At 42.0% G+C, this 22,485-nt stretch carries 12 protein-coding genes; 7 read left to right on the forward strand and 5 right to left on the reverse strand.

Annotated features, from left to right (window positions below; translation table 11 throughout):
- Positions 1-958 precede the first annotated feature (958 nt).
- A complete protein-coding gene (petH, locus tag BV375_RS29385; RefSeq protein ID WP_086767083.1) occupies positions 959-2,308 on the forward strand; it encodes a ferredoxin--NADP reductase in 1,350 nt (449 codons plus the stop codon).
- A gap of 170 nt (positions 2,309-2,478) precedes the next feature.
- The gene (locus BV375_RS29390) at positions 2,479-3,777 is read left to right on the forward strand and encodes a homoserine dehydrogenase (protein ID WP_086767085.1); all 1,299 of its coding nucleotides are present in this window, start codon (positions 2,479-2,481) and stop codon (positions 3,775-3,777) included.
- A 140-nt stretch (positions 3,778-3,917) separates the two neighbouring features.
- Here the strand turns inward: BV375_RS29390 and BV375_RS29395 are convergent, their stop codons facing one another.
- A complete protein-coding gene (locus BV375_RS29395) occupies positions 3,918-5,540 on the reverse strand; it encodes a hypothetical protein (RefSeq protein ID WP_143842246.1) in 1,623 nt (540 codons plus the stop codon).
- A 389-nt stretch (positions 5,541-5,929) separates the two neighbouring features.
- On the opposite strand from BV375_RS29395, the gene mtnA reads away from it, so the two are divergent.
- Both mtnA and BV375_RS29410 read left to right on the forward strand, forming a co-directional pair.
- The gene (gene mtnA / locus BV375_RS29400; RefSeq protein ID WP_086767090.1) at positions 5,930-6,991 is read left to right on the forward strand and encodes an S-methyl-5-thioribose-1-phosphate isomerase; all 1,062 of its coding nucleotides are present in this window, start codon (positions 5,930-5,932) and stop codon (positions 6,989-6,991) included.
- Between the two features lie 486 nt (positions 6,992-7,477).
- Positions 7,478-8,293 carry an Rpn family recombination-promoting nuclease/putative transposase gene (locus tag BV375_RS29410; RefSeq protein WP_086767092.1) on the forward strand — a complete coding sequence of 272 codons (816 nt, stop codon included), beginning with the start codon at positions 7,478-7,480 and terminating at the stop codon, positions 8,291-8,293.
- A 57-nt stretch (positions 8,294-8,350) separates the two neighbouring features.
- On the opposite strand, the gene BV375_RS29415 is transcribed toward BV375_RS29410, so the two are convergent.
- The 3 genes from BV375_RS29415 to BV375_RS29425 form a co-directional block, all read right to left on the reverse strand.
- Positions 8,351-10,732, reverse strand: a complete 2,382-nt coding sequence (locus BV375_RS29415; RefSeq protein ID WP_086767094.1) for a phosphoketolase family protein — start codon at positions 10,730-10,732, stop codon at positions 8,351-8,353.
- 710 nt (positions 10,733-11,442) lie between these two features.
- The gene (rimM, locus tag BV375_RS29420; protein ID WP_086767096.1) at positions 11,443-12,075 is read right to left on the reverse strand and encodes a ribosome maturation factor RimM; all 633 of its coding nucleotides are present in this window, start codon (positions 12,073-12,075) and stop codon (positions 11,443-11,445) included.
- Between the two features lie 119 nt (positions 12,076-12,194).
- Positions 12,195-13,478: a valine--pyruvate transaminase gene (locus tag BV375_RS29425; RefSeq protein WP_086767098.1), complete on the reverse strand. Its 1,284-nt coding sequence runs from the start codon at positions 13,476-13,478 to the stop codon at positions 12,195-12,197.
- Between the two features lie 373 nt (positions 13,479-13,851).
- Between BV375_RS29425 and BV375_RS29430 the strand changes: the two genes are divergently transcribed.
- Positions 13,852-14,961, forward strand: a complete 1,110-nt coding sequence (locus BV375_RS29430; RefSeq protein ID WP_086767100.1) for an S-(hydroxymethyl)glutathione dehydrogenase/class III alcohol dehydrogenase — start codon at positions 13,852-13,854, stop codon at positions 14,959-14,961.
- A gap of 218 nt (positions 14,962-15,179) precedes the next feature.
- Positions 15,180-15,842, forward strand: a complete 663-nt coding sequence (locus BV375_RS29435; protein WP_086767102.1) for a Uma2 family endonuclease — start codon at positions 15,180-15,182, stop codon at positions 15,840-15,842.
- A gap of 59 nt (positions 15,843-15,901) precedes the next feature.
- Here BV375_RS29435 and BV375_RS29440 read toward each other — a convergent pair whose 3' ends face one another.
- Positions 15,902-21,349 (reverse strand): ATP-binding sensor histidine kinase, encoded by a 5,448-nt coding sequence (locus BV375_RS29440; RefSeq protein WP_086767104.1) that lies wholly within the window; start codon positions 21,347-21,349, stop codon positions 15,902-15,904.
- Positions 21,350-21,518: 169 nt separating this feature from the next.
- On the opposite strand from BV375_RS29440, the gene fghA reads away from it, so the two are divergent.
- Positions 21,519-22,361, forward strand: coding sequence for an S-formylglutathione hydrolase (gene fghA / locus BV375_RS29445; protein ID WP_086767106.1), 843 nt, complete (start codon positions 21,519-21,521; stop codon positions 22,359-22,361).
- Positions 22,362-22,485: the final 124 nt, after the last annotated feature.

Genomic DNA, 22,485 nt, shown 5'->3' on the forward strand with positions numbered 1-22,485 from the left:
CAATCATTTTGATGATTTAGTTAGTAATTTGAAAAGACATCTCTTCACACCCAGCAAACTGTCTGGTAACGACTGCTAGGTGTTTGTGACTTTATTATTCAAGTTTATAATGTATAGTTTTGGGCTGCCGCAAATTTTTTGCGATTTTGGAATTTTAATTTGCGATTAAGTAATAGTTCACAAATTCATGAGCCAAGATCTATCTAAAGAATGAGTTCGCAAGTTAGAGAAAAAAATCTTAGTGGTAGGTTTCTGAGATACTCAATTACAACTAGAGAATGTCTGAAAGAGTGTTGTTAGAGGTTGACAGATGTATCACATCAAGTAAAACTTATTATAATTGCTTATATACTCTGTCCCTGTATCATTCGATATTTACAGATTAACTTACCCTAGTCATGGGACTATTTATAGTTGGGCGATAGTTGCAGCTCAAAATATTTTGGATGCATGTCGCAAAAAAGTTTTCTGTCGGATGAGGGACAAGGGTGTAATCAGGGAAAAAACACCAATCGGAAGAAAGCTTCCGCGATTGATGTTACCTAGTGTATCTGCCTAAAGCAGGCAAGCTCAGTAAAAACTTTTAGTAGCAACAATTGAGTGGTAGCTTCTACCAATCAAAACAGCTTTACTTCTAGGTCTGCTGTGACGAACTGTTCTTTGGGTAGTAAATGGCTATATCCCTAATGGGGGTAAGTTAATTCACGAAAAAAAGATTAAATTGACTCATTATTAACATTCTCCAGAAGACTTATCCTCTAACTTAGAAGGTGAACAGGTGTGTTTTTGCGCTGCCTGCATGTCTTTGGTGAGTGTACTTAGCAAGGCATTAGTTAATAATGCCACTTTCCTAGAGCGCCAGTTTTATGAAGCGAAAATCCGGTAAACTAAAGCTGGCTTTTGATAGGAAAAGTTTTTTTTGAAAAACGGTTAAGTAAACATCGGAGTGATAGAACGAATGTACAAGCAAGGTGCTGTTGAGGGTGCTGCCAACACAGAATCAGGTAGCCGCGTCTTCGTTTACGAAGTGGTGGGTCTGCGTCAGAACGAAGCAACTGATCAAACGAACTACCAAATTCGTAACAGTGGCAGTGTGTTCATCAGAGTGCCTTACAACCGCATGAATCAAGAAATGCGACGTATCACTCGCCTAGGCGGCAAAATTGTTAGTATTCAACCTGCAAGTGCTCTACAGCAATTCAATGGAACAGCCTCATTGGAGATTGCTAACAGTGAAGTGAACGATACAGCTACCTCTGGGAAGACTGCTAACAGTGAGGGGAATGGTCAAGCCACACCTGTGAATGCGAAAAGTGAAGCCAAAGGCTTTGCTAAATCACCAGCTGAAGAACAGCTTAAGAAGAAGGATCAAAAAGGCAACACCATGACTCAAGCAAAAGCCAAAAAAGACGCCCATGCTGATGTCCCTGTAAACACTTATCGTCCCAATGCACCTTTTATTGGCAAATGTATATCTAATGAGCCTTTAGTAAAAGAAGGTGGGATTGGTATTGTTCAGCACATCAAGTTTGACCTTTCTGGTAGTAATTTGAAATATATAGAAGGTCAAAGTATTGGTATTGTCCCACCTGGATTAGACAAGAACGGTAAGCCGGAAAAACTCAGACTTTATTCCATCGCCTCAACTCGTCATGGCGATGATGTCGATGACAAAACAGTATCGCTGTGTGTGCGTCAGTTAGAGTACAAGCACCCAGAAAGCGGCGAGACAGTCTACGGTGTTTGCTCAACCCACCTGTGTTTCTTGGAACCAGGGGCAGATGTAAAAATTACAGGTCCCGTGGGTAAGGAAATGTTACTACCCAGCGACCCCGATGCTAACGTCATCATGATGGCAACCGGAACTGGGATTGCGCCAATGCGCGCTTACCTGTGGCGTCAGTTTAAGGATGCAGAAAGAGCAGCTAATCCAGAGTATCAGTTCAAGGGATTTTCTTGGTTAATCTTTGGTGTGCCCACAACTCCCAACATCCTGTACAAAGAAGAATTGGAAGAAATGCAGGAGAAATATCCTGATAACTTCCGCCTCACCTACGCTATCAGCCGGGAACAAAAGAATCCCCAAGGTGGCAGAATGTACATCCAAGACCGAGTTGCAGAACATGCAGATGAACTGTGGCAGTTGATTAAAGATGAAAAAACCCACACCTACATCTGCGGTTTGCGGGGTATGGAAGATGGGATCGATGCTGCCTTAACTGCTGCTGCTGCTAAGGAAGGCGTAACTTGGAGTACTTACCAGAAGGATCTCAAGAAAGCTGGCCGCTGGCACGTAGAAACCTACTAAGTTCTAAGTGCTGAGTTTTAAGTTTTGAGTGTGTAGGGTGGGCATTGCCCACCCTACAATTGTTTTATATGAATAGCTGAGAAACGAGTTCTAAATACTGAGTAAAACACTATTACTCAGTACTCAGCACTCAAGGCTCAGGACTCAAAACTGAATTTGGTGCAAAAGTTGTGGGTGTGAAGCTAGGAATACTGGGATTAGGCACTGTAGGGACGGGTACTGTACAGTTGTTACAACAGACCACTGGGCGTCACCCGTTATTGCAGGAAATAGAAATATATCGAGTGGGAGTGCGATCGCTTGATAAACCCCGTGAGGTAAAACTGCCAGCAGGAGTGATAACTACAGACTTAGAATCTGTAGTAAGCGATCCAGAGGTAGATATAGTTGTTGAAGTTATGGGTGGATTGGAACCAGCGCGATCGCTGATTCTCAAAGCACTACAAAACGGTAAACACGTTGTCACCGCTAATAAAGCTGCGATCGCCCGCTTTGGAGATGAAATCTTTACAACTGCCAATCAAGCTGGAGTATATGTCTTGCTAGAAGCCGCAGTAGGTGGTGGTATCCCTGTGATTCAACCCTTAAAGCAATCTTTAAGTGTGAACCGCATTCACACTGTCACAGGCATAGTCAACGGTACTACCAACTACATCCTGACAAGGATGCAGAAAGAAGGCAGCAATTTTCAGGATGTTTTGGCTGATGCTCAAAGATTGGGCTACGCTGAAGCCGACCCCACTGCTGATGTGGATGGCTTAGACGCAGGAGATAAAATTGCCATCCTAGCCTCATTAGCTTTTGGCGGACGCATTCACCTGCAAGATGTCTATTGTGAGGGCATTCGGCAAGTCAGCAAAACAGATATTGCCTATGCTGAAAAATTGGGATTTGTGATTAAATTGCTAGCGATCGCTAAACTTCATGCTAGCGATACCTCAAAGCTATCTGTGAGAGTCCATCCAACCTTAGTGCCCCACGCACACCCCTTGGCTAGCATCAACGGTGTATATAACGCCATTCTCGTGGAAGGAGAACCGATAGGACAGGTAATGTTTTTTGGTCCTGGTGCTGGTGCTGGTGCCACAGCCAGTGCCGTATCATCAGATATCTTAAATCTAGCGGCAACCCTAAAAACAGAAAAAGCCAGCCCTACTAAACCCAATCCTCTATTAGCTTGTGGACATCAAGACTATTGTCAAATTGCCCCCATAGCAGAATTAGTAACTCGGTTTTATACCCGGTTCCTAACTAAAGATCAACCAGGAGTAATCGGCAAATTAGGTACTTGCTTTGGCAATTACGGCGTTAGCTTAGAGTCAGTTGTCCAAACTGGTTTTCAAGAAGAACTCGCAGAGATTGTGGTTGTTACCCATGACGTTAAAGAAGGTAACTTTCGGCAAGCTTTGACAGAAATTCGGAACTTGGAAGCTATAGATAGCATTCCTAGCTTACTGCGTGTACTGTGAGGGTTTTTGGACTAAACTTGTGCCCAAAATCTCGATTCAGATTCAAACAAATCACAGATAAACACCTCTGTTTATTTGTGTTTATCTGTGATTTGATTTCAAAAACATTGACTTATTTAACAGGTCTATTACATTTCTTTCTAATATGGTGATTGTAATGCGGGAGCCTTTCTTCTTTCAGGTACGGGGTTAGTACCGTCCCAAACAGCCCGCTGTCCATCGGCATTAATGAGAGTGATTTTTACTCTTGTTGCTGTGAAATTATCAGCAAAATCGTGTAGCCATACTAACCATTGGTCTTCTGGAAGTGCATTTAGTCCATTGAAACTAATTTGCAATTTTTTGCAAAACTCACCAGGATTATCTGGGTCAGGCTCCAGTGTACAAACATTGTCTTGTTTGACTTCTATCCGCGTATCCGGTTTTTCATTCTTGTTTTCGTCTAAGTAGACCATTTGAACTATTACCCCCCCTGCTTGCGAAAAATGCTCTCCCGCAAGGCTAAGTTGCGGATCTGAATTGTAGTCTTCCGGTTCACCCAACAACACTACTTGGCTAATATTGGGGCCAGCTTTGCGGACAGCTTTACCACCAATGTAGCCACCAGCACTAATACCCATGAGTACCAAAATTTCCGAGGGGATGGATGGTAAAGAAGATGCAGTTGTATAGGTGACTAAGAGAATGACGATAAAAGCAATACCAATAATTAGGTTCCAAACTACCTGCTGTACGCGTTCCAAGGCTACTACGCCACCATGAACCACTAGATCTGACCAAGCAGGATTAACATCTCCAGATCCTTTACTACCACGAATTGTAGAAGTTGCCTGTGCTGTTACCAGTGTTACCAAACTAATCAAAAAAGTATAGGCGAATCCTGATAAGCCTATGAACTCCCAAATGCCTTGGATGACTCCGCGGCCGATGAACAGAAATAAATAGCCAAAAACAATGATGGTCAGCCACCAGACAAACTGCGTACGTGCCAGACTAAAGGTGTTTGTCTGCCGATCGAGAAGCAGCCACTCTAATGAATTGAGGTTTTTTTGATTGCTCTTTGTGAGTGAATTCGATGCCAAGTTGGCTTTTTTCGACTCTCTCGCTAAGGCGTAGATGAGTCCTATCAGGATAAGTGTCACAAATGCGGCGATCGCAAACACAATCAACGTTGTCAAACCGCTTACAGGGCGCATTACCTTGACTTGAAGTTGCTCCTCAGTGGTTTGGGGGTCAATACTAGTTGCATTTCCTCCCACTTCCACACTTACAGGATGTGTACCCCGGCTCAATCTCTTCAGCTGATCGCTACTAAAGGTGGCAAAAATTGCCTTTCTATCCTCCGCAACTCTGATATTAGTACTAGTAGCAGCATCAGGAGGATTACCAATTGTGACTGCGATTTTATTTTTGAGCGAATTATCTGGTTGAGGAAAGTTGTCTCCTGTGACTACTAAATTGAGTCTTTCTTGGGCGTAACCTCTAATATTTTCTGGTACAAGTGACTGAGGAATGCTGACATACAATTCCTTCGGGCTGATGCTCCTGATCGAAGTTACATCAGGTGCACTTAGCGCTTCATTATTACTCTGTGCAAGATAAGTTGTACTATCTATCTGAGTAGAGTTGAGATTAGTTGGCTCAGTAGTGCTAACATTTTTCTGTACTTCACCCACAGCTATAGAAGTGAATAGTAAGAAGCACACCAGCGCCAGAGATAGCAAAGGATAATAATACCTCTTGCTGATGCGTTTCCAAGACATTTTAAATAAGCGCATAAATTATTGTAAGAGTATCTCTGAGCTACCTAATAGAGACGAAGAAACCTGATGTATCTTTGCCGTCAAATTGATATTTTCTTGATTTAGCCCTCAGAAACCAATTTCTAGGATGAAAATACTGTGGGCTTTGAGATAATCAATCAGGTTTTTAATACATCTCAGTATTCCTAGTTCATTAAACTGCTCACAGTGGACTGAGGTGATGATTTGTAATTTTATTTAGTATTCAGCAGTCTAATTGAGATATCCTCATATCGCTTCAGAGTGTAACACCCCCCTGCTGTTTTGGCGATCGCGACCATCAGCCACACTGTTCATAAAGTGAAATAGTATAAGTAGTTGATGCCTACTTGCAATATTTCTCAGCTTCTATGACATATTCCTTAAACCAGGTTTATCCCGTTATTTGGCACAACGACTCGGTATCACTTATCGATCAAACTCGCTTACCCAACGAGTATGCTTTTGTGGAGATTCACCGCAGTGAAGATATGGCAAGGGCAATTAAAACGATGATTGTCCGAGGTGCGCCAGCAATTGGTGTAGCAGCAGCTTATGGAATCTATCTTGGGGCGAGAGAGATTGAAACTAGTAACCGTAATGAATTTTTACAACACTTAGAGCAAGTTGCCCAATTGTTGCGTTCCACACGTCCGACAGCGGTAAATTTATTTTGGGCCATTAGCCGCATGATGAAAACTGCCTATGAAACCTTGGGAACAGTAGCAGAACTCAAACAAACTCTGCTACAAACTGCTCAAGCAATCAATGCTGAAGATTTGCAAACTTGTCAGGCGATCGGTGACAATGGCTTGGCAGTATTGCCTAAAAACCCTGCCAAGCTGACAATTCTGACTCATTGCAACGCTGGGGCGTTAGCTACTGCTGGTTACGGCACAGCCTTGGGTGTGGTGCGTTCTGCTTGGCGAGAAGGGCGTTTAGTGCGTGTGTTTGCCGACGAAACCCGTCCCCGCTTACAAGGTGCAAAACTCACTGCTTGGGAATGTGTTCAAGAAGGCATTCCTGTTACAGTCATCACAGATAATATGGCTGCTCATTGCATGAAGCAAGGATTAATTCATGCGGTTGTTGTTGGTGCCGATCGAATTGCTGCTAATGGCGATACAGCTAATAAAATTGGCACCTATAGCGTAGCGATCGCAGCTAAAGCCCATAATATTCCTTTCTTTGTCGCTGCTCCCCTCTCTACCGTTGATTTTGAATTATCCGATGGCAGCCAAATTCCCATTGAAGAACGTAATCCTACAGAAATTTATCAAGTAGGTGATACTATTCTTACGCCTGAAGGTGTTGAATTTTATAATCCGGCTTTTGATGTCACCCCAGCAGATTTGATTACAGCCATCATCACAGAAAATGGTGCATTCGCTCCTGGCGAACTAGCAAAATCAAAGGTAAAGCAAGTAGTTTAAATTCATGATATTTGCTGATTATTCCCCCGCTTCCTTGATTGCAAAATCAATCACAGTTTGGCTTAAGCGAATATTGTGATTGAGCATTTTTTTAATAGCAGTTTTTAGATATAACGCAATACGGTTCAGTTAAGGTGATCAGAGTTCTCATCTGTCGAACAAAAACCAAGATTTGGGGGAGAATCCCCCAAACCCCCGATTGGGGGAGAATCCCCCAAGCCCCCTCCAAAATAATTGTTCGTTTTTTTTTAGTAATTATTTGTGAAATTTGTTGTCAATGAATTTTCTTAACTGAACTGTATTGCACTATATTCGGGTTTTGGTGAGCTATATGATATTTAGTAAGATCACGCCTGTCATAACCAACGCTACAATTTTTGTTACATTCAGTTACATTTAGCAGAGCGATTTTCAACCAAAAATCCAAATTGGTATGATTGATTGTTGCCAAAAAAGCGATCGCTCATCGGCTGATAAAATTGCTTCATGTTCGACAATATCTGCAAGTTCATCGCTGAAACATTTTCTACAGATTTCGCTGCTTGGCTGCTAGGAGAACCGATTACCTTCACCGAGTTAAGTCCGAAAGAATTGTCTTTGGAACCTATCCGTGCTGATGCATTAATCTTATTGCAATCAGATGAAGTGGTATTACACCTGGAATTCCAAACTCAACCAGATGCGAATATTCCTTTTCGCATGGCAGATTATCGCCTGCGTGTGTATCGACGTTTTCCTCAGAAACGAATGCGTCAAGTAGTGATTTATTTAACTGAAACCACATCCGAACTCGTCTATCAAACTAGTTTTAGACTAGAAAATTTGCGGCATGACTTTACAGTAATTCGTTTGTGGGAAGAACCGACGGAGATATTTTTGAGAACTCCAGGATTACTGCCATTTGCAGTTTTGAGTGACACGGATAACAAAACGGGCACTTTGCAAGAAGTAGCGGCTCAAATTGACAAAATTGCTGACCGCAGAATGCAAAATAATCTCACAGCATCAACAGCAATTTTAGCTGGGCTAGTATTGGAAGAAAGAGCGATACAACGTTTACTCAGGAGGGAGATGATGCGCGAGTCAGTGATTTATCAATCGATTATAAATGAAGCTTTAGAGGAAGGTCGCGTCGAAGGTCGCGCTGAAGGTCGAGAAGAAGGTATTCAAGAAAAAGCACAACAAATTGCCATCAACTTGTTAGCAGAGGGAATGTCACCTGAAGTTGTGGCAAAAGTAACGGGTTTAACGCTGGAACAAGTGGAAAAGTTACAACTTACGGAAGGCGATCGCCAAAATTAAGGGGATACAGCGAAAATGTTTTGCTACACCTCACCGTATCCCCTAGCGTATCTTTTTTTAGTAAGGCCACTTCCAGTCGCGAATTTCTGGCATATCTTCGCCGCGCTGCTCAATGTATTGCTTGTGTTCGATCAACTTATCTTGCAACATTTGCTTGACATAAGCCGCTTTAGATCCTAGTTTGGGTACGCGATCGATCACGTCCATAACGAGGTGGAAGCGATCAAGATCGTTGAGGACGACCATATCAAAAGGAGTGGTGGTAGTTCCTTCTTCCTTGAATCCGCGCACATGCAGGTTGTGATGGTTAGTGTGGCGATAGGTTAAGCGATGGATTAACCAAGGATAGCCATGAAAAGCAAAGATGATGGGTTTGTCGCTGGTGAAAATGGTGTCAAAGTCTTTGTTGCTTAAACCGTGAGGATGCTCGCTTTTTGGTTGTAGCGTCATCAAATCGACTATGTTGACTACCCGCACTTTTAACTCTGGGAAGTGCTGGCGTAGAATGTCCACAGCCGCCAAGGTTTCTAAGGTGGGTATATCCCCAGCGCAAGCCATCACTACATCTGGTTCACTACCTTTATCATTGCTTGCCCATTCCCAAATGCCGAGACCTTTAGTACAGTGCTTGATTGCAGCGTCCATGTCTAGGTACTGCAACGCTGGCTGCTTCCCAGCAACGATGACGTTGACATAATGCCGACTTCTGAGGCAATGGTCAGTTACTGACAGTAAAGTATTGGCATCAGGAGGTAAATACACGCGAACAATTTCTGATTTTTTGTTAGCTACAAGGTCAATAAAACCAGGATCTTGGTGAGAGAAACCGTTGTGGTCTTGTCGCCAAACGTGGGAGGTAAGCAGGTAGTTGAGGGATGCAATTGGTCGACGCCAGGGAATGTCATTAGTGCTTTTTAGCCATTTGGCGTGTTGGTTAAACATTGAGTCTACTATGTGGATGAATGCCTCATAGCAGGAAAAGAACCCATGACGGCCTGTGAGTAGGTAACCTTCTAACCAACCTTGGCAGCTAGTTTCGCTGAGAATTTCCATCACCCGTCCATTGGGGGATAGGTGTTCGTCTTCTGGGAGGATTTGAGAAGTCCAAGTCCGGTCTGTGACTTCAAATACAGCATCCAGACGATTCGATTGGGTTTCGTCGGGTCCGAAAATACGGAAGTTGCGGCTGTCTAAGTTAAGCCGCATGATATCCCGTAGGAATTTCGCTGTTACCTTGGTAGCTTCGGCTTCAACTTTACCTGGTTGGGGAACATCTACTGCATAGTGTTGGAATTCAGGCATCTTCAGGTCACGCAGTAGGATACCGCCATTTGTATGAGGATTATCACCCATGCGCCGATGCCCTTTAGGAGCCAATTCTGCTAATTCTGGAATCAGCTTGCCGTTAGCATCGAACAGTTCTTCTGCTTTGTAACTTCTTAACCAATCTTCCAATAATTTTAGGTGTTCAGGCTTTTTAGCGATTTCCCCAAAGGGAACTTGATGCGATCGCCAAAAACCCTCAGTCTTTTTCCCATCGACATCTTTGGGGCCTGTCCAACCTTTCGGGGTTCTGAGAACGATCATCGGCCACTGCGGGCGTTCGGTAAAACCATGTATCCTCGCTTCCCTTTGGATACTTTGAATTTCTGTAACTACTGTATCCAAAGTTGCTGCCATCTGTTGATGGACATCTGCGGGATCAGTGCCTTCCACAAAGTAAGGTTTGTAACCATAGCCGATAAACAAGCTCTCTAACTCTTCATGACTCAACCGTGCTAGTACAGTTGGATTGGCAATTTTATACCCGTTGAGGTGCAGAATTGGCAGTACAGCTCCATCATGCACAGGATTGATAAACTTGTTGGAATGCCAGCTAGTTGCTAAAGCTCCAGTTTCAGCTTCACCATCACCCACAACAGCGGCAACAATTAAGTCAGGATTGTCGAAAGCAGCACCATAGGCGTGGACGAGTGCATAACCTAGTTCACCACCTTCATGAATAGAACCAGGAGTTTCTGGGGCCGCATGGCTAGGAATCCCACCAGGAAAGGAAAATTGTTTGAAGAGTTGCTTCATACCCACAGCATCTTGGGAGATGTTGGGGTAATACTTGCTGTAAGTGCCTTCCAAGTAGGTATTGGCAACCAATCCAGGGCCGCCATGACCAGGGCCTGCAATGTAGATTGTGTTGAGGTCATACTTTTTGATGACCCGATTTAAATGCACGTAGATAAAGTTCAGTCCTGGTGTTGTTCCCCAGTGACCTAAAAGCCTGGGTTTAACATGTTCTAGCTTCAGCGGTTCTTTTAGCAGTGGATTGTCGAGGAGATATATTTGTCCTACAGAAAGATAGTTAGCTGCACGCCAGTAGGCGTTTATTTTCTGCAATTCTTCATCTGATAAAGGCTTTGATTGAGTCGGAGTTGCTACAGTCATATCAAAACTCCATTACAACAATAGATTTTGACTAATTCATTCAGTATGCAAGTTTAGTTGTCTATGGTATGAGCGTCATCATACCCACGACAAAACTTTCCAGTATTCACCTGGAAAATTTGACAGTCTGAGCCATTCAATACATTCAGTTATTTACTCAAATCTAAAATTCATCTGAAGCAATACAGATGATGACCTCACTGAAAGGCTAGCAGATACAATATTAGACTAGTTAATTTTTAAGATTATTTTTAAGAATAAAACTAATATTTATGAGATTGATGATTTAATCATCATTGTTTTAGTAGTTACTGAAAAGACGTAATGCTATAGCTGTGAAGCTATTTCTTTTGACAGAGGTTGATTACAGGAAAGGGTGTAATCTAAAGTTGAATTTAGTATAAATCAATTGAAAGCAGCGATCGCAATATTGATGTTATTTGATGCAAAGGTAAATAGATGGGGCTAAAATAGCCAACAACCAAATGTACTAGCCACAGTGAAGCTACAGAAGTTTAGAGGCATAAGTATTAGCAAACTGGATAAATTTGCCTATCTTTGCTTAAATAAGTTTATATACACAGGTTTATCAGTTGTGAAGTTAAAATACGAGTCAGAAACTTAGTTTGCGAGTCGCAAAATTAAAATATGAGTCAGAAACTTAGTTTACGAGTCGCAAAAGTTTATTGCAGGAGCGAACACTTTGCCTTTTACTCATTAATTTCTAATAACCCAGGTGGTGGTGTAATTTCAATTCGACGTGCTTGTATGTCTACTACAGGTGCGATCGCTTCCACAAACGGAATTAAAACTTTCTTGTGTTTTTTCTCAGGTGCAAAATCAGGATGCAATTCTACTTCTAATAAATCATGACCAGTGGGAATTATATCTACCACTGTACCCACAAGTTCACCCGATGCTTGCAAAAAGACTTCCAAGCCAATTAAATCGGGGACATAATATTCATCTTCTGCCAAATGAGGGCGATCGCTTATTGGCACCAATAACTTAGAATCACGCAAATCCTCTGCTTGGTTGCGATTTTCTATACCAGCTAATTTAATTACATACAAATTTTTGTTTTCAATGTAGCGCCCTTCCAGTAATTCTATAGGTTGCGGTTCTGTCTCACCCGGACGCAACAACCAGCGTTTTCCTGCTACCTCAAATCGTTCGGGGAAATCGGTATTTGGATAAACCCGCAACTCCCCAGACAGCCCTTGAGCTGCAACAATCTTACCAATATCTAGCCAATCATCCAATTTTGGATTTTGAACTTGAGATTTTGGATTGGTAACTTTTTTCCTTCCTTTCTTCGCGTTCTTCGTGTCTTCGCGGTTCATTCCCACTATTTAATTACAGCGTTCTTTGTTTGGATGCAGTAAGCTTTTACCCCACCCCTAACCCCTCCCCGCAAGCGAGGAGGGAAGTTTTATGACGGTCTACCACTTCTTCTAAGATACTAAGCACTCACAGCCGCACGCTCATAAACTTGTTCAACTACCTTAGCCAAACGTCGCATACCAGTTACCAGTTCCTCGTCGCTTCCGGTAAGGCTGATACGTAAGCATTGCTGCTTGTGCGGCCAATCTTCTTTTAAACCAGGGAAGAAGGTACTACCAGGTACAACAATTACACCTACTTGCTTGAGTTCTTGGTAAAATTCCCAATCTGTAATGGGTAGATCTTCTAACCACAACCAAGCAAAGATAGCTCCTTCACCGCGATGCAGGAACCAAGGTAAATCCTTGGGCATGGCGGCATCTAATGTATTTTCTAATACGCTGAACTTGTTTTGGTAGAATGGGCGGATGACTTGTTCGGCAATTTCAGCCAACGCTCCAGAGTTAATAGCACGAGCTGCGATCGCTTGTCCATAACGCGAAGAATGCAGGCTAGCGTTGGTTTGAAAGCACTCTAGAACTTGAATAATTTTTTCATTCCCAATGGCAATCCCAATCCTTTCCCCTGGTAGCCCAGCTTTGGATAAGCTAGTGCAATGAACGATATTTTCGCCAAATATCAACGACATATCCGTAAAATTCAGCGCGGGGAAAGGAGGGGCGTAAGCTGAGTCAATTAATACTGGCACATCGTAAGGTGCAGCCAAAGCAGCAATTTTTCTTACCTCTTCATCGGTAAGCACATTACCTGTGGGGTTACAAGGACGAGAAACGATTACACAACCTGTACTTTCTGTAATTGACAGTTGGCTGAAGTCGGGACGGTATTTAAACCTGTGCGCAGGTGCATCAATATCTAGAGCTGGTTTATAAGCGATTAATGCTTCTGGAACTAAGCAGATCCCACCATAACCGGTGTAGTCAGGACTTAAAGGTAAGACAATTTGCTTAAGTTCACCAGTGCGAGTGTAACCACCAAAAGCATTAGCAGCGTAAAAATAGAGAGTTTGACTACCAGGAGTAACCAAAATATTGCGAGAAGTTAAATTTAACCCATAGCGGCGATTAAAATCATTAGCGATCGCTTCAATAAATGGTGCATAACCTTGACTAGAACCGTAACGGCAAACCACCTCACCATATTCGGAGCTTGCGAGTAAATCTGCTGTACAATCGCGCCACAATCGTTCTACTGCGGGCAAAATCAACGGATTACCTGCACTCAAATTAATCAATTCCTGCCCCGCGCCAGATTGTAACGTTTCGACAATATCTTTCATAATTGCGCGAACGCCGGTCAGGTTGGACATTTGAGCGCCAATTTTAGTAAGGGCAGGATTCATAGGCTGTGACGAAAATAAATTTATTACAGTATTGACAAATTCTTATCGGGGGGATGCTGTTAGCACAAAGTTGACGTCGTTGCTCAAACAGTTATTTCCACCTTTTATTAATCTAACTAGAGAATGACATTTTAACAAAGTCAAAATATTTTTATAAAGTTTCTTCTGTGCAAAAGCTAAGATGAATTGATTCCAAAGTTGATCGCGCAACTTCTACCAATCAATACGTGCTCGTTAGGAGGAAATTGATTGTCTATTTCTCTGTCACAGGTATGAAAAAGATTGCAGAAAAGTTACAAAAAATTTCTTCGCCCACTCCCCGATATAAACTCAAATAGCTATTTGAGAAAACTCTAGACAGGAGGGCTGACGCGTGGAAGTTAAAGCCGCAGTAGCTTACGGCGCAGGTAAGCCGTTAACTATAGAAACCGTTCAATTATCAGGACCACAAGCTGGGGAAGTGTTAGTTGAAATAAAAGCCAGTGGTGTTTGCCATACCGATGCTTTCACTCTTTCTGGTGACGATCCTGAAGGTTTGTTTCCCGCCATCTTAGGACATGAAGGCGCTGGTGTGGTGGTGGAGGTAGGTGCTGGTGTTACCAGTGTAAAGCCAGGCGATCGCGTCATTCCCCTGTACACTCCAGAATGTCGCCAGTGTGAATATTGTCTCAGCCTCAAAACTAATCTCTGCCAAGCAATTCGCCCTACCCAAGGACGCGGTGTGATGCCAGATGGCACAAGTCGCTTTAGCATTGATGGGCAGATGATTCATCATTATATGGGCACATCCACCTTTGCCAACTATACAGTGTTGCCCGAAATCGCCGTCGCCAAGATTCGGGAAGATGCCCCATTTGATAAAGTTTGTTACATTGGCTGCGGCGTCACAACAGGTATTGGCGCAGTTGTTTATACAGCCAAGGTGGAACCAGGCGCAAAGGTAATAGTTTTTGGCTTAGGTGGTATTGGCTTAAATGTCATTCAAGGAGCGCGGCTAGTAGGAGCCGATATGATTGTCGGGGTAGATATTAATCCCAGCAAACGCGCCTTAGCAGAAAAGTTTGGCATGACGCACTTTGTTAACCCCAAGGAAGTAGAAGGTGATTTAGTACCCTACTTAGTTGATTTAACTAAAGGCGGTGCTGATTACAGCTTTGAATGTATTGGCAATGTCAAAGTGATGCGCCAAGCCTTGGAATGCTGCCACAAAGGTTGGGGCGTGAGTGTGATTATTGGTGTTGCAGGTGCGGGACAAGAAATTAGTACTCGCCCATTTCAATTAGTAACTGGACGTGTCTGGAAAGGTTCGGCATTCGGTGGTGCAAGGGGACGTACAGATGTGCCAAAAATTGTTGATTGGTATATGGATGGGAAAATAAATATTGATGATTTGATTACCCATGTCATGCCGATTGAACAGATTAATGATGCCTTTGAATTGATGCACAAAGGTGAATCAATTCGCAGCATTGTGACGTTTTAGTTGTTAGATTTTGATTAAGGTGGGCATAGCTCACAAAAACAGTGCTGAGTACCGAGTAACGAGTAACGAGATCCTTAGGGTGTGTTATGCCTTAGGCTAACGCACCTTGGATTGTTTGCGGTGCGTTGCGCTGCGCGACAACACACCCTACAAAATAATAGATTATGTTCGATTTTCATAATTATGAATTACGAATTCAACAAACTTAGGAGAGTTAAATGGTTACTACTAGTGAAGCGATAAACAGCACTCCTACAGAAAAACCACTTGCAGAAAAGCGCGTTACTCTTAATAACATTAGTTGGGGTGCTTATGAGCAAATTCTTGATGCTTTGGGTGATAACCGAGCAGCCCTACTCACATATTACAACGGTATGTTGGAGATTATGACTCCCTTAGAAGAACATGAAACTGGTAGTGAAAATATTGGGATGTTGATTCAAATTTTAACCGAGGAGTTCAATCTCAATATCAAAAGCATGGCTTCTACGACGCTAAAAATACCAAAGTCAAAAATTGGTGCAGAACCTGATAAATGTTACTACATTCAAAATGAGCCTACTGTGAGAGGTAAAACAGTAAACTTAGCAGTAGATCCACCTCCAGATTTGATATTAGAAGTAGATATAACTCATACAGATATTAATAAAAAACAAATGTATCAGGAAATGAAAGTTCCAGAATTTTGGCGCTACAACGGTACAAAATTAATTATTTATCTGTTGCAGCAAGGTGATTATCAAGAATCAGCGACTAGCGCAACATTTCCGATATTAACTAAATCAATGGTATACGACTTTTTACTACAATGTAAAACTCAGGGAGAAACCCAAAGTAAACGTGCTTTCCGTACAACGCTGCGAGAACAAATTCAGCAGTAATTAATGCGATCGCCCCTTAAAGTTTTTCTGAATTCTGAATCCTAAATTCTGGATTCTGCTTACACCGGAATCTCAATGAGAAAGTCTGTACCTTCACCAACAACAGAATTACAACTCAACTTACCATTGTGGGTTTCTTCAACGATTTGACGCGCGATCGCCAGCCCTAATCCTGTGCCTTGACCAACTTCTTTAGTGGTAAACAGATGGTCAAAGACCTTAGCTTGAATTGCCTCTGACATCCCCGGCCCGTTATCTTGGATGCGAATTGCAACTGTACGCCCATCAGTGGAGACTGCTGTTGAAATTGTAATTCGCTGAGAATTGGCTTGCAATTCGCCAAAAGAACGTCCCTCAGTTGATGTATCCAATACATCAATTGCATTAGCGAGGATGTTCATAAATACTTGATTTAACTGTCCTAAAAAGCACTTAACTAGCGGTAATTTACCATAATCTTTGATTACTTCAATGGCAGGGCGTTTTTCCGATGCTTTGAGGCGATACTTTAAAATCAACAGCGTACTTTCAATTCCTTCATGCAGGTTACAAGCGACTTTTTCTGTCGTGTCCGCCCGTGAGAAGGTGCGCAAGCTGTTACTAATTTCTTTAATGCGTTCGGAAGCCACCTTCATCGAAGTTACTAACTTGGGTAAATCTTCACTGATAAATTCTAGGTCAATTTCTTCGCCATGCTCGATGACTGGGGCGGCAAGGTGGGGATGATGCTGTTGAAATAATTGCACATGGGCAAGTAAGTCTTGGATATACTCTTCAGTATTATTGAGGCTGCCTTTGAGAAATCCCACAGGGTTGTTGATTTCGTGTGCTACCCCCGCTACTAAGTTACCCAAGGTAGCCATTTTCTCATTTTGCACCATTTGTAATTGTGCAACTTTGAGTTCCTGTAGCATCTGCTCTAATTGTTGGGCATAATCCTGAGATTGTTGGTAGAGACGAGCATTTTCCAGAGAGATGGCAGCTTGGGCGCATAATAGTTGAATGACTTCAGTGCGATCGCGGGTAAATGCACCAATCGTCAATTTATTTTCCAGATACAACAGCCCAATCAGTTTACCCTGATGCCAAATCGGTGTACACATCACACTTTTGGGTTGTTGCTGCATCATATAGGGATCAGCGATAAAATTGGTTTGGGAAGTCGCATCATCCAACACCAGGGTTTTACCACTACGTTTGACGTAGTTAATCAGCGTCATCGGAACGATTTGGCTGGTGTCAGATGATACAGATAGCTGACTTGTACCTTCATTGATGGTGGAAATTGTCTCAACTACCCAATTTTCATCTTTGAGTACCAACAGGGCCACCTTTTTAGCTCCTGCATTTGCCATCAACACTTCCATCAAGGTATTGAGCAATTGCTCTAAATGAATTTCACTGGAGAGGGCTTGTAAGGCTTTGAGGATAGTGCTGAAATCGAGGCTTTTAGAAATACTGCCACTACTAGAGTTACTTGTTTGGATGGTTTGATGCAGAAATGAGGATGAATCGACAGTGGAAATATAGGTGTCGCTGAGGTGAAAGCGATGTTGTTGTGCTTGTAAGATGGGAGCTAGCAGTTCTGGATAGCGTTTTTCTAGGTCATTAGTTTTGGCTTTTGCACCCCAACGGGCATAACAATAGTAAGCTTCTTGCATATATGCTTGAGCCACCTTTGGTTTGCCCCATTCTAGATAGAATTTGGCTGCGAGTTCGTTAGCTAGTGCTACTTCTTGGATGTACTCATGTTCTTTAGCTAGGTTAATAGCGCGATCGTAATATTCCATCGCTTCTGTTTTCTGTCCCAACACTCGATGTTTTTCTGCTTCTACCAAATCGTATTTGTGTTGGAAATTCATCGGTGCGCATTTGGCGCGATACTTCAATTTCTCTTGGTTTTCGTTAACCTGCAACAATAGTTGAGCTTGGCTTAACGGTTCAGCCATTTGATACACAGCAAGTCGGCACAAAGAATCGTAGTAGTAGAAAACTGGCACGGACAGCATTCCCACACCACCTTTGAGATATTGCTCTATTTGATCTGCATTCTTAATTGCCTCAGGCATATGATCAAATAGATAAGCAAGCATTAACTTATTTAAGAAAAATATATGAAGTGTCAACTCGTCGTTTTGGTTGAGGAGAACTGGCAAGAGTTGTTCTTCATGAGAGTATTCACCAATAAGTGACTCTGGATTCTCTCTAGATCTGGTCAAATTGCTAATGTTTTGGCAGATGAGATTAGACCAATTTAATAAGCGCTGATTTTTGGCAAAATTAGATTCGTATGATTTTATATCTTCTAACAAAGTTTCTAAAGGTTTTGCACCACTAAGATAAGTGTAAAAGAATTTGAAAATCATTGATGCTAGCACATGAAAGAAATCACCTGTTTCTAAGCCACTGGTATAAGCTTCTTGGAATAAATTAATGCTGCTACTAATATGTTGCTTATTGCATTGATTGAATGCAGCAACCTTAAATGCAGTCATGCTTTGCACAGATTTTGCTTGCAAGATATCTACAATTTTTAAAGCTAACTGCCCAAATTCGTAACCTTCTTCTAGTTTGTTCAACGTATGAAGTACAATGCCAAAATCTGCGTATCCTGGTGCTGAAAGTGGTGCATTGCCATATTTGAGAGATAAATTTACTTCTTCGCAGGCAAGAATTGGCAATAGATAGGGAGCAGCTTGGTGAATCGAGGGAGCGATACTAGCCATAATCCGCAAAGCAACCAAGGCTTTGGTATCCTTCATCAAAGGTAGTTGTGCTAAGCTCTCAATATTTCTGTTTGCCAATAACAAAAGCGTGTTTTCTATAGATTGCTGAATATCTGAAGGTGTTGGTATCTCTGGTATTGTTACCCCTAGTTGCTGAAGAATATCGCGTCCAGTTGCGATCGCTTGGAATGGTTGACCTTGTACTTGATAAGCTTGGAGTTTGACTTCATAAACCTTAACTCTATCCAATAAGCTGGTTGTTTGTTCGAGTACAACTTGGATTAGAGATTCCATTTGCTCAAATTCTTTGTTGAGAAAGCTAGCTTCTGCGGCTTCTTCGTATAAACTGCGAGTTAAATCGTAGGCAATTTCCCAACTATTAGTTGTTAGTAACTGTATACCATGATTCAAATAATAAATGGCTGCACCATATGCAGTTGCTTCTTTCGCTTTGCGACCAGCATTGAGATTTAACTGAGCTAATTGTTGACGATCGCTTGCTTGGGTGATTATCGCTATTCCACAATTCAACTGACTGACAATCTCAAAAATCCGTTCTTCTTGCTGAGATTTAGGCGTATTCTGCAAGAGTAATTGACCAATTTTGAGATGAGTAAACTGTTTCTGAGCTTCGGGAATCAGAGAATAGGCAGCTTGCTGCACGCGATCATGTAAAAACCTAAAAGTAGGATCTGGAAATTTCGGATTTTTGCTGAGGTTTGATTGAGGCTTATTTTTAGTTTCTTGAAAGAATTTATAAACTTCACTAGTAGGTAAAATTAAACCTAATTCCAAAGCCTTCCACAAGTTAGCTGCCGTTTCATCTGGGGATTTTTGATGGACAGTAGCAAGAGTATTTAAGTCAAAAGAATTCCCGATACAAGCTGCTAATTGCAAAAGATTTTGAGTGACTATTGGCAATTTCTGCAACTGCATTGCCATAAACTCAACTACATCATCCGTCAGCGCTAAGGCATTAATTTTAGCAAGATCACATTGCCAATACCCCATCTCAACATTGAATGTAATTAGCCCTTCCTCGTACAAAGCTTTCAGGAATTGATTGTTGAAAAAAGGATTTCCTTGAGTTTTTTGATAGACTAACTTAGTTAAAGATAAAGCCAATTCTGGCGAACAACTGAGGGTATCGGCTATCAGTTGATTAATCTGTGATATCTTCAGAGAAGCTAAGGTAATAGTGTTAAAAATTGTCCCAGTTTTGCCAATCTCATTTAAAGTAAACATTAAAGGATGAGCAGGAAAAACTTCGTTATCTCGATAGGCTCCAATCACTAACAGATAACCCCTCTCTGTTGCACTCATCAACAATTCCAGCAATTTTAACGAAGCGCTATCTGCCCATTGCAGATCATCGAGAAAAATGACAAGGGGATGTTCGTGTGTTGTAAAGGTAGCAATAAATCTTTGAAATAATAAATTAAAGCGATTGTGGGCAGCATTATTTCCTAATTCAGGTACAGAAGGTTGTGAACCTATAATCTGTTCAAGTTCAGGAATTACTTCTACAATTACCTGTGCATTCTCACCTAATGCTGATAATATTTGAGTTTTCCATTGTTGCAGTTGCCGATCGTTTTCAGAGAGCAATTGCACCATTAAATCGCGCAAAGCTTGCACAAAAGCAGAGAAGGGAATATTGCGCTGAAATTGGTCAAATTTGCCTTTAATGAAGTATCCCCGCTTTTGCACAATCGGCTTATGAACTTCGTTGACAACAGCAGTTTTGCCAACTCCAGAAAACCCTGCTACTAGCACCATTTCATTCTTGCCTGTGCTAACCCGTTCAAACGCACTTAGAAGCTTCTCTACTTCTGTTTCTCGTCCATAAAGTTTATCAGGGATGAGAAAGCGATCGCACACATCCCTGCGTGCAATGGGAAAGTTTTCAATTTTTCCCTTTGTTTGTATTTGTTCTAAGCAATTTTCTAAATCATATTTCAAGCCTAATGCACTCTGATAGCGGTCTTCCGCATTTTTCGCCATCAGTTTCATCACTATCTCTGAAATTACTCGCGGAATTTTATCGCTTCTGCCTTCTAATAATGGTGGTTTTTTAGCAATATGACAATGCAGCAACTCCATTGGATCGTTTGATTGGAAGGGTAATTCTCCTGTTAATAATTCGTAAAAAGTGACACCTAAAGAATAAAAATCACTACGGTAATCAATCCCCCGATTCATTCTCCCGGTTTGTTCTGGAGACAAATAAGCAAGTGTCCCTTCTAGGACATTGGGACTCATTAGTGTTTGAGTTTCTCGTGGCAGTAAAGATGCAATACTAAAGTCAATTAATCTAATTTCGTGGGTTTGGGGATTAATTAAAATATTGGCGGGTTTAATATCTTTATGAATAATGTGATGACGATAGAGAATATTTAAGGTATTGCACAGAGCGATCGCTATCTGCAAAAATTTCATCAAAGCTTGTGGAGTTTCTCCCATCCTTCCATTTCCTGTTTTAGCCAGCCATTTGTTGAGGGAAACACCACCAAAGTCTTCCATCACTAACGCATAGCCATTTTGGTAGGGTTCCAGGCTGTGAGTTTGGATGATTAGAGGAGAGTTGAGATTGTTGGCGATCGTGTACTGGTTGCGAAACTGCACCAATTCGCTGAAACTAGGATAAGGATTCTTCAGCAGCTTGATCGCTACAGGCTGTTGGTCAGTTTCTCGATATCCACGATAAACCAAGGTGCGAGAACCGTTGTAAAGTTCTTCGTTGATGGAATATCCGGGGATACTAACTTGGGTACTAACCATATTACTGAATCCTTAAGACTTTCGGATCTAGTATTCCCATATCGGAGTTTCATCAACATAGTTGTTAGCTAGTAGATAAAGTAAAATTTTGTAACCCAGACTGATATCTATCTCTGGTAGCTTGGTGCGCTACGCTAAATCGTACGCCTGCTACATTTGTATTGTCTAAATGACTAATCTCAAACTCATATCAGAATATAAATGCTTTGGTGGCAAACTCGGCTTTTACTCCCATTTCTCTTCAACCTGTAACGGAGAAATGCGTTTTGCTGTCTATCAACCACCACAAGCTACTCAAGAACCTGTACCGATTCTTTATTTTCTCTCTGGGTTGACCTGTACTGAAGAGAATTTTATGGTCAAAGCGGGGGCGCAACGCTATGCGGCTGAGTACGGTTTGATGCTAGTTGCACCAGATACTAGCCCTCGCAATACTGGTATTCCTGGTGAAGATGATGATTGGGATTTTGGTACAGGTGCGGGCTTTTATGTAGATGCTACGACACAACCGTGGCGATCGCACTACCAAATGTATAGTTATATCGTCCAAGAATTACCTGCTGTAATTACCGCCAACTTTTCTGTCCAAGCTGAAAAACAAGGTATTTTTGGTCATTCAATGGGGGGACATGGGGCCTTAGTGTGCGCGATGCGCAACCCTAAACTATTTAAATCTGTCTCAGCCTTTGCACCAATTACTGCACCTACACGCTGTCCTTGGGGTGAAAAAGCATTCAGTCGTTATTTAGGAGCCAATCGAGAAACTTGGCGTAGCTATGACGCTAGTGAATTAGTTAAGCAAGTAGGATATCACAGCCCCATTTTCATTGATCAAGGGACTGATGATAAATTTTTAGCTGAACAATTATTGTCAGAACTGTTTGAGCAGGCTTGTACGCAAGTGAAGCAGCCCCTAAACTTGCGTTACCAAGAAGGCTATGACCACAGTTATTATTTCATTGCCAGTTTTATCGAAGACCATATTCGCCATCATGCGATCGCCTTGAGGTAAAGTACGAAGTGATTAAACATCGTTATTAATCACTTCATACTTCAACCTGAGGGATTTTTATGATTGATGAGCCTGAGCTAAAAAAGAGCGCAACTTATCAGCCAAAAGATGAACATGAGGTTGA

The sequence above is a fragment of the Nostoc sp. 106C genome (genome assembly GCF_002154725.1).
GTDB lineage: Bacteria > Cyanobacteriota > Cyanobacteriia > Cyanobacteriales > Nostocaceae > Aulosira.

What these genes read in the sequence shown, in the direction of transcription:
- petH (WP_086767083.1), top strand. Translation starts at nt 959, where the DNA reads ATGTACAAGCAAGGTGCTGTTGAGGGTGCTGCCAACACAGAATCAGGT.
- BV375_RS29395 (WP_143842246.1), bottom strand. Translation starts at nt 5,540, where the DNA reads ATGTCTTGGAAACGCATCAGCAAGAGGTATTATTATCCTTTGCTATCT.
- mtnA (WP_086767090.1), top strand. Translation starts at nt 5,930, where the DNA reads ATGACATATTCCTTAAACCAGGTTTATCCCGTTATTTGGCACAACGAC.
- BV375_RS29410 (WP_086767092.1), top strand. Translation starts at nt 7,478, where the DNA reads ATGTTCGACAATATCTGCAAGTTCATCGCTGAAACATTTTCTACAGAT.
- BV375_RS29415 (WP_086767094.1), bottom strand. Translation starts at nt 10,732, where the DNA reads ATGACTGTAGCAACTCCGACTCAATCAAAGCCTTTATCAGATGAAGAA.
- rimM (WP_086767096.1), bottom strand. Translation starts at nt 12,075, where the DNA reads ATGAACCGCGAAGACACGAAGAACGCGAAGAAAGGAAGGAAAAAAGTT.
- BV375_RS29425 (WP_086767098.1), bottom strand. Translation starts at nt 13,478, where the DNA reads ATGAATCCTGCCCTTACTAAAATTGGCGCTCAAATGTCCAACCTGACC.
- BV375_RS29435 (WP_086767102.1), top strand. Translation starts at nt 15,180, where the DNA reads ATGGTTACTACTAGTGAAGCGATAAACAGCACTCCTACAGAAAAACCA.
- BV375_RS29440 (WP_086767104.1), bottom strand. Translation starts at nt 21,349, where the DNA reads ATGGTTAGTACCCAAGTTAGTATCCCCGGATATTCCATCAACGAAGAA.
- fghA (WP_086767106.1), top strand. Translation starts at nt 21,519, where the DNA reads ATGACTAATCTCAAACTCATATCAGAATATAAATGCTTTGGTGGCAAA.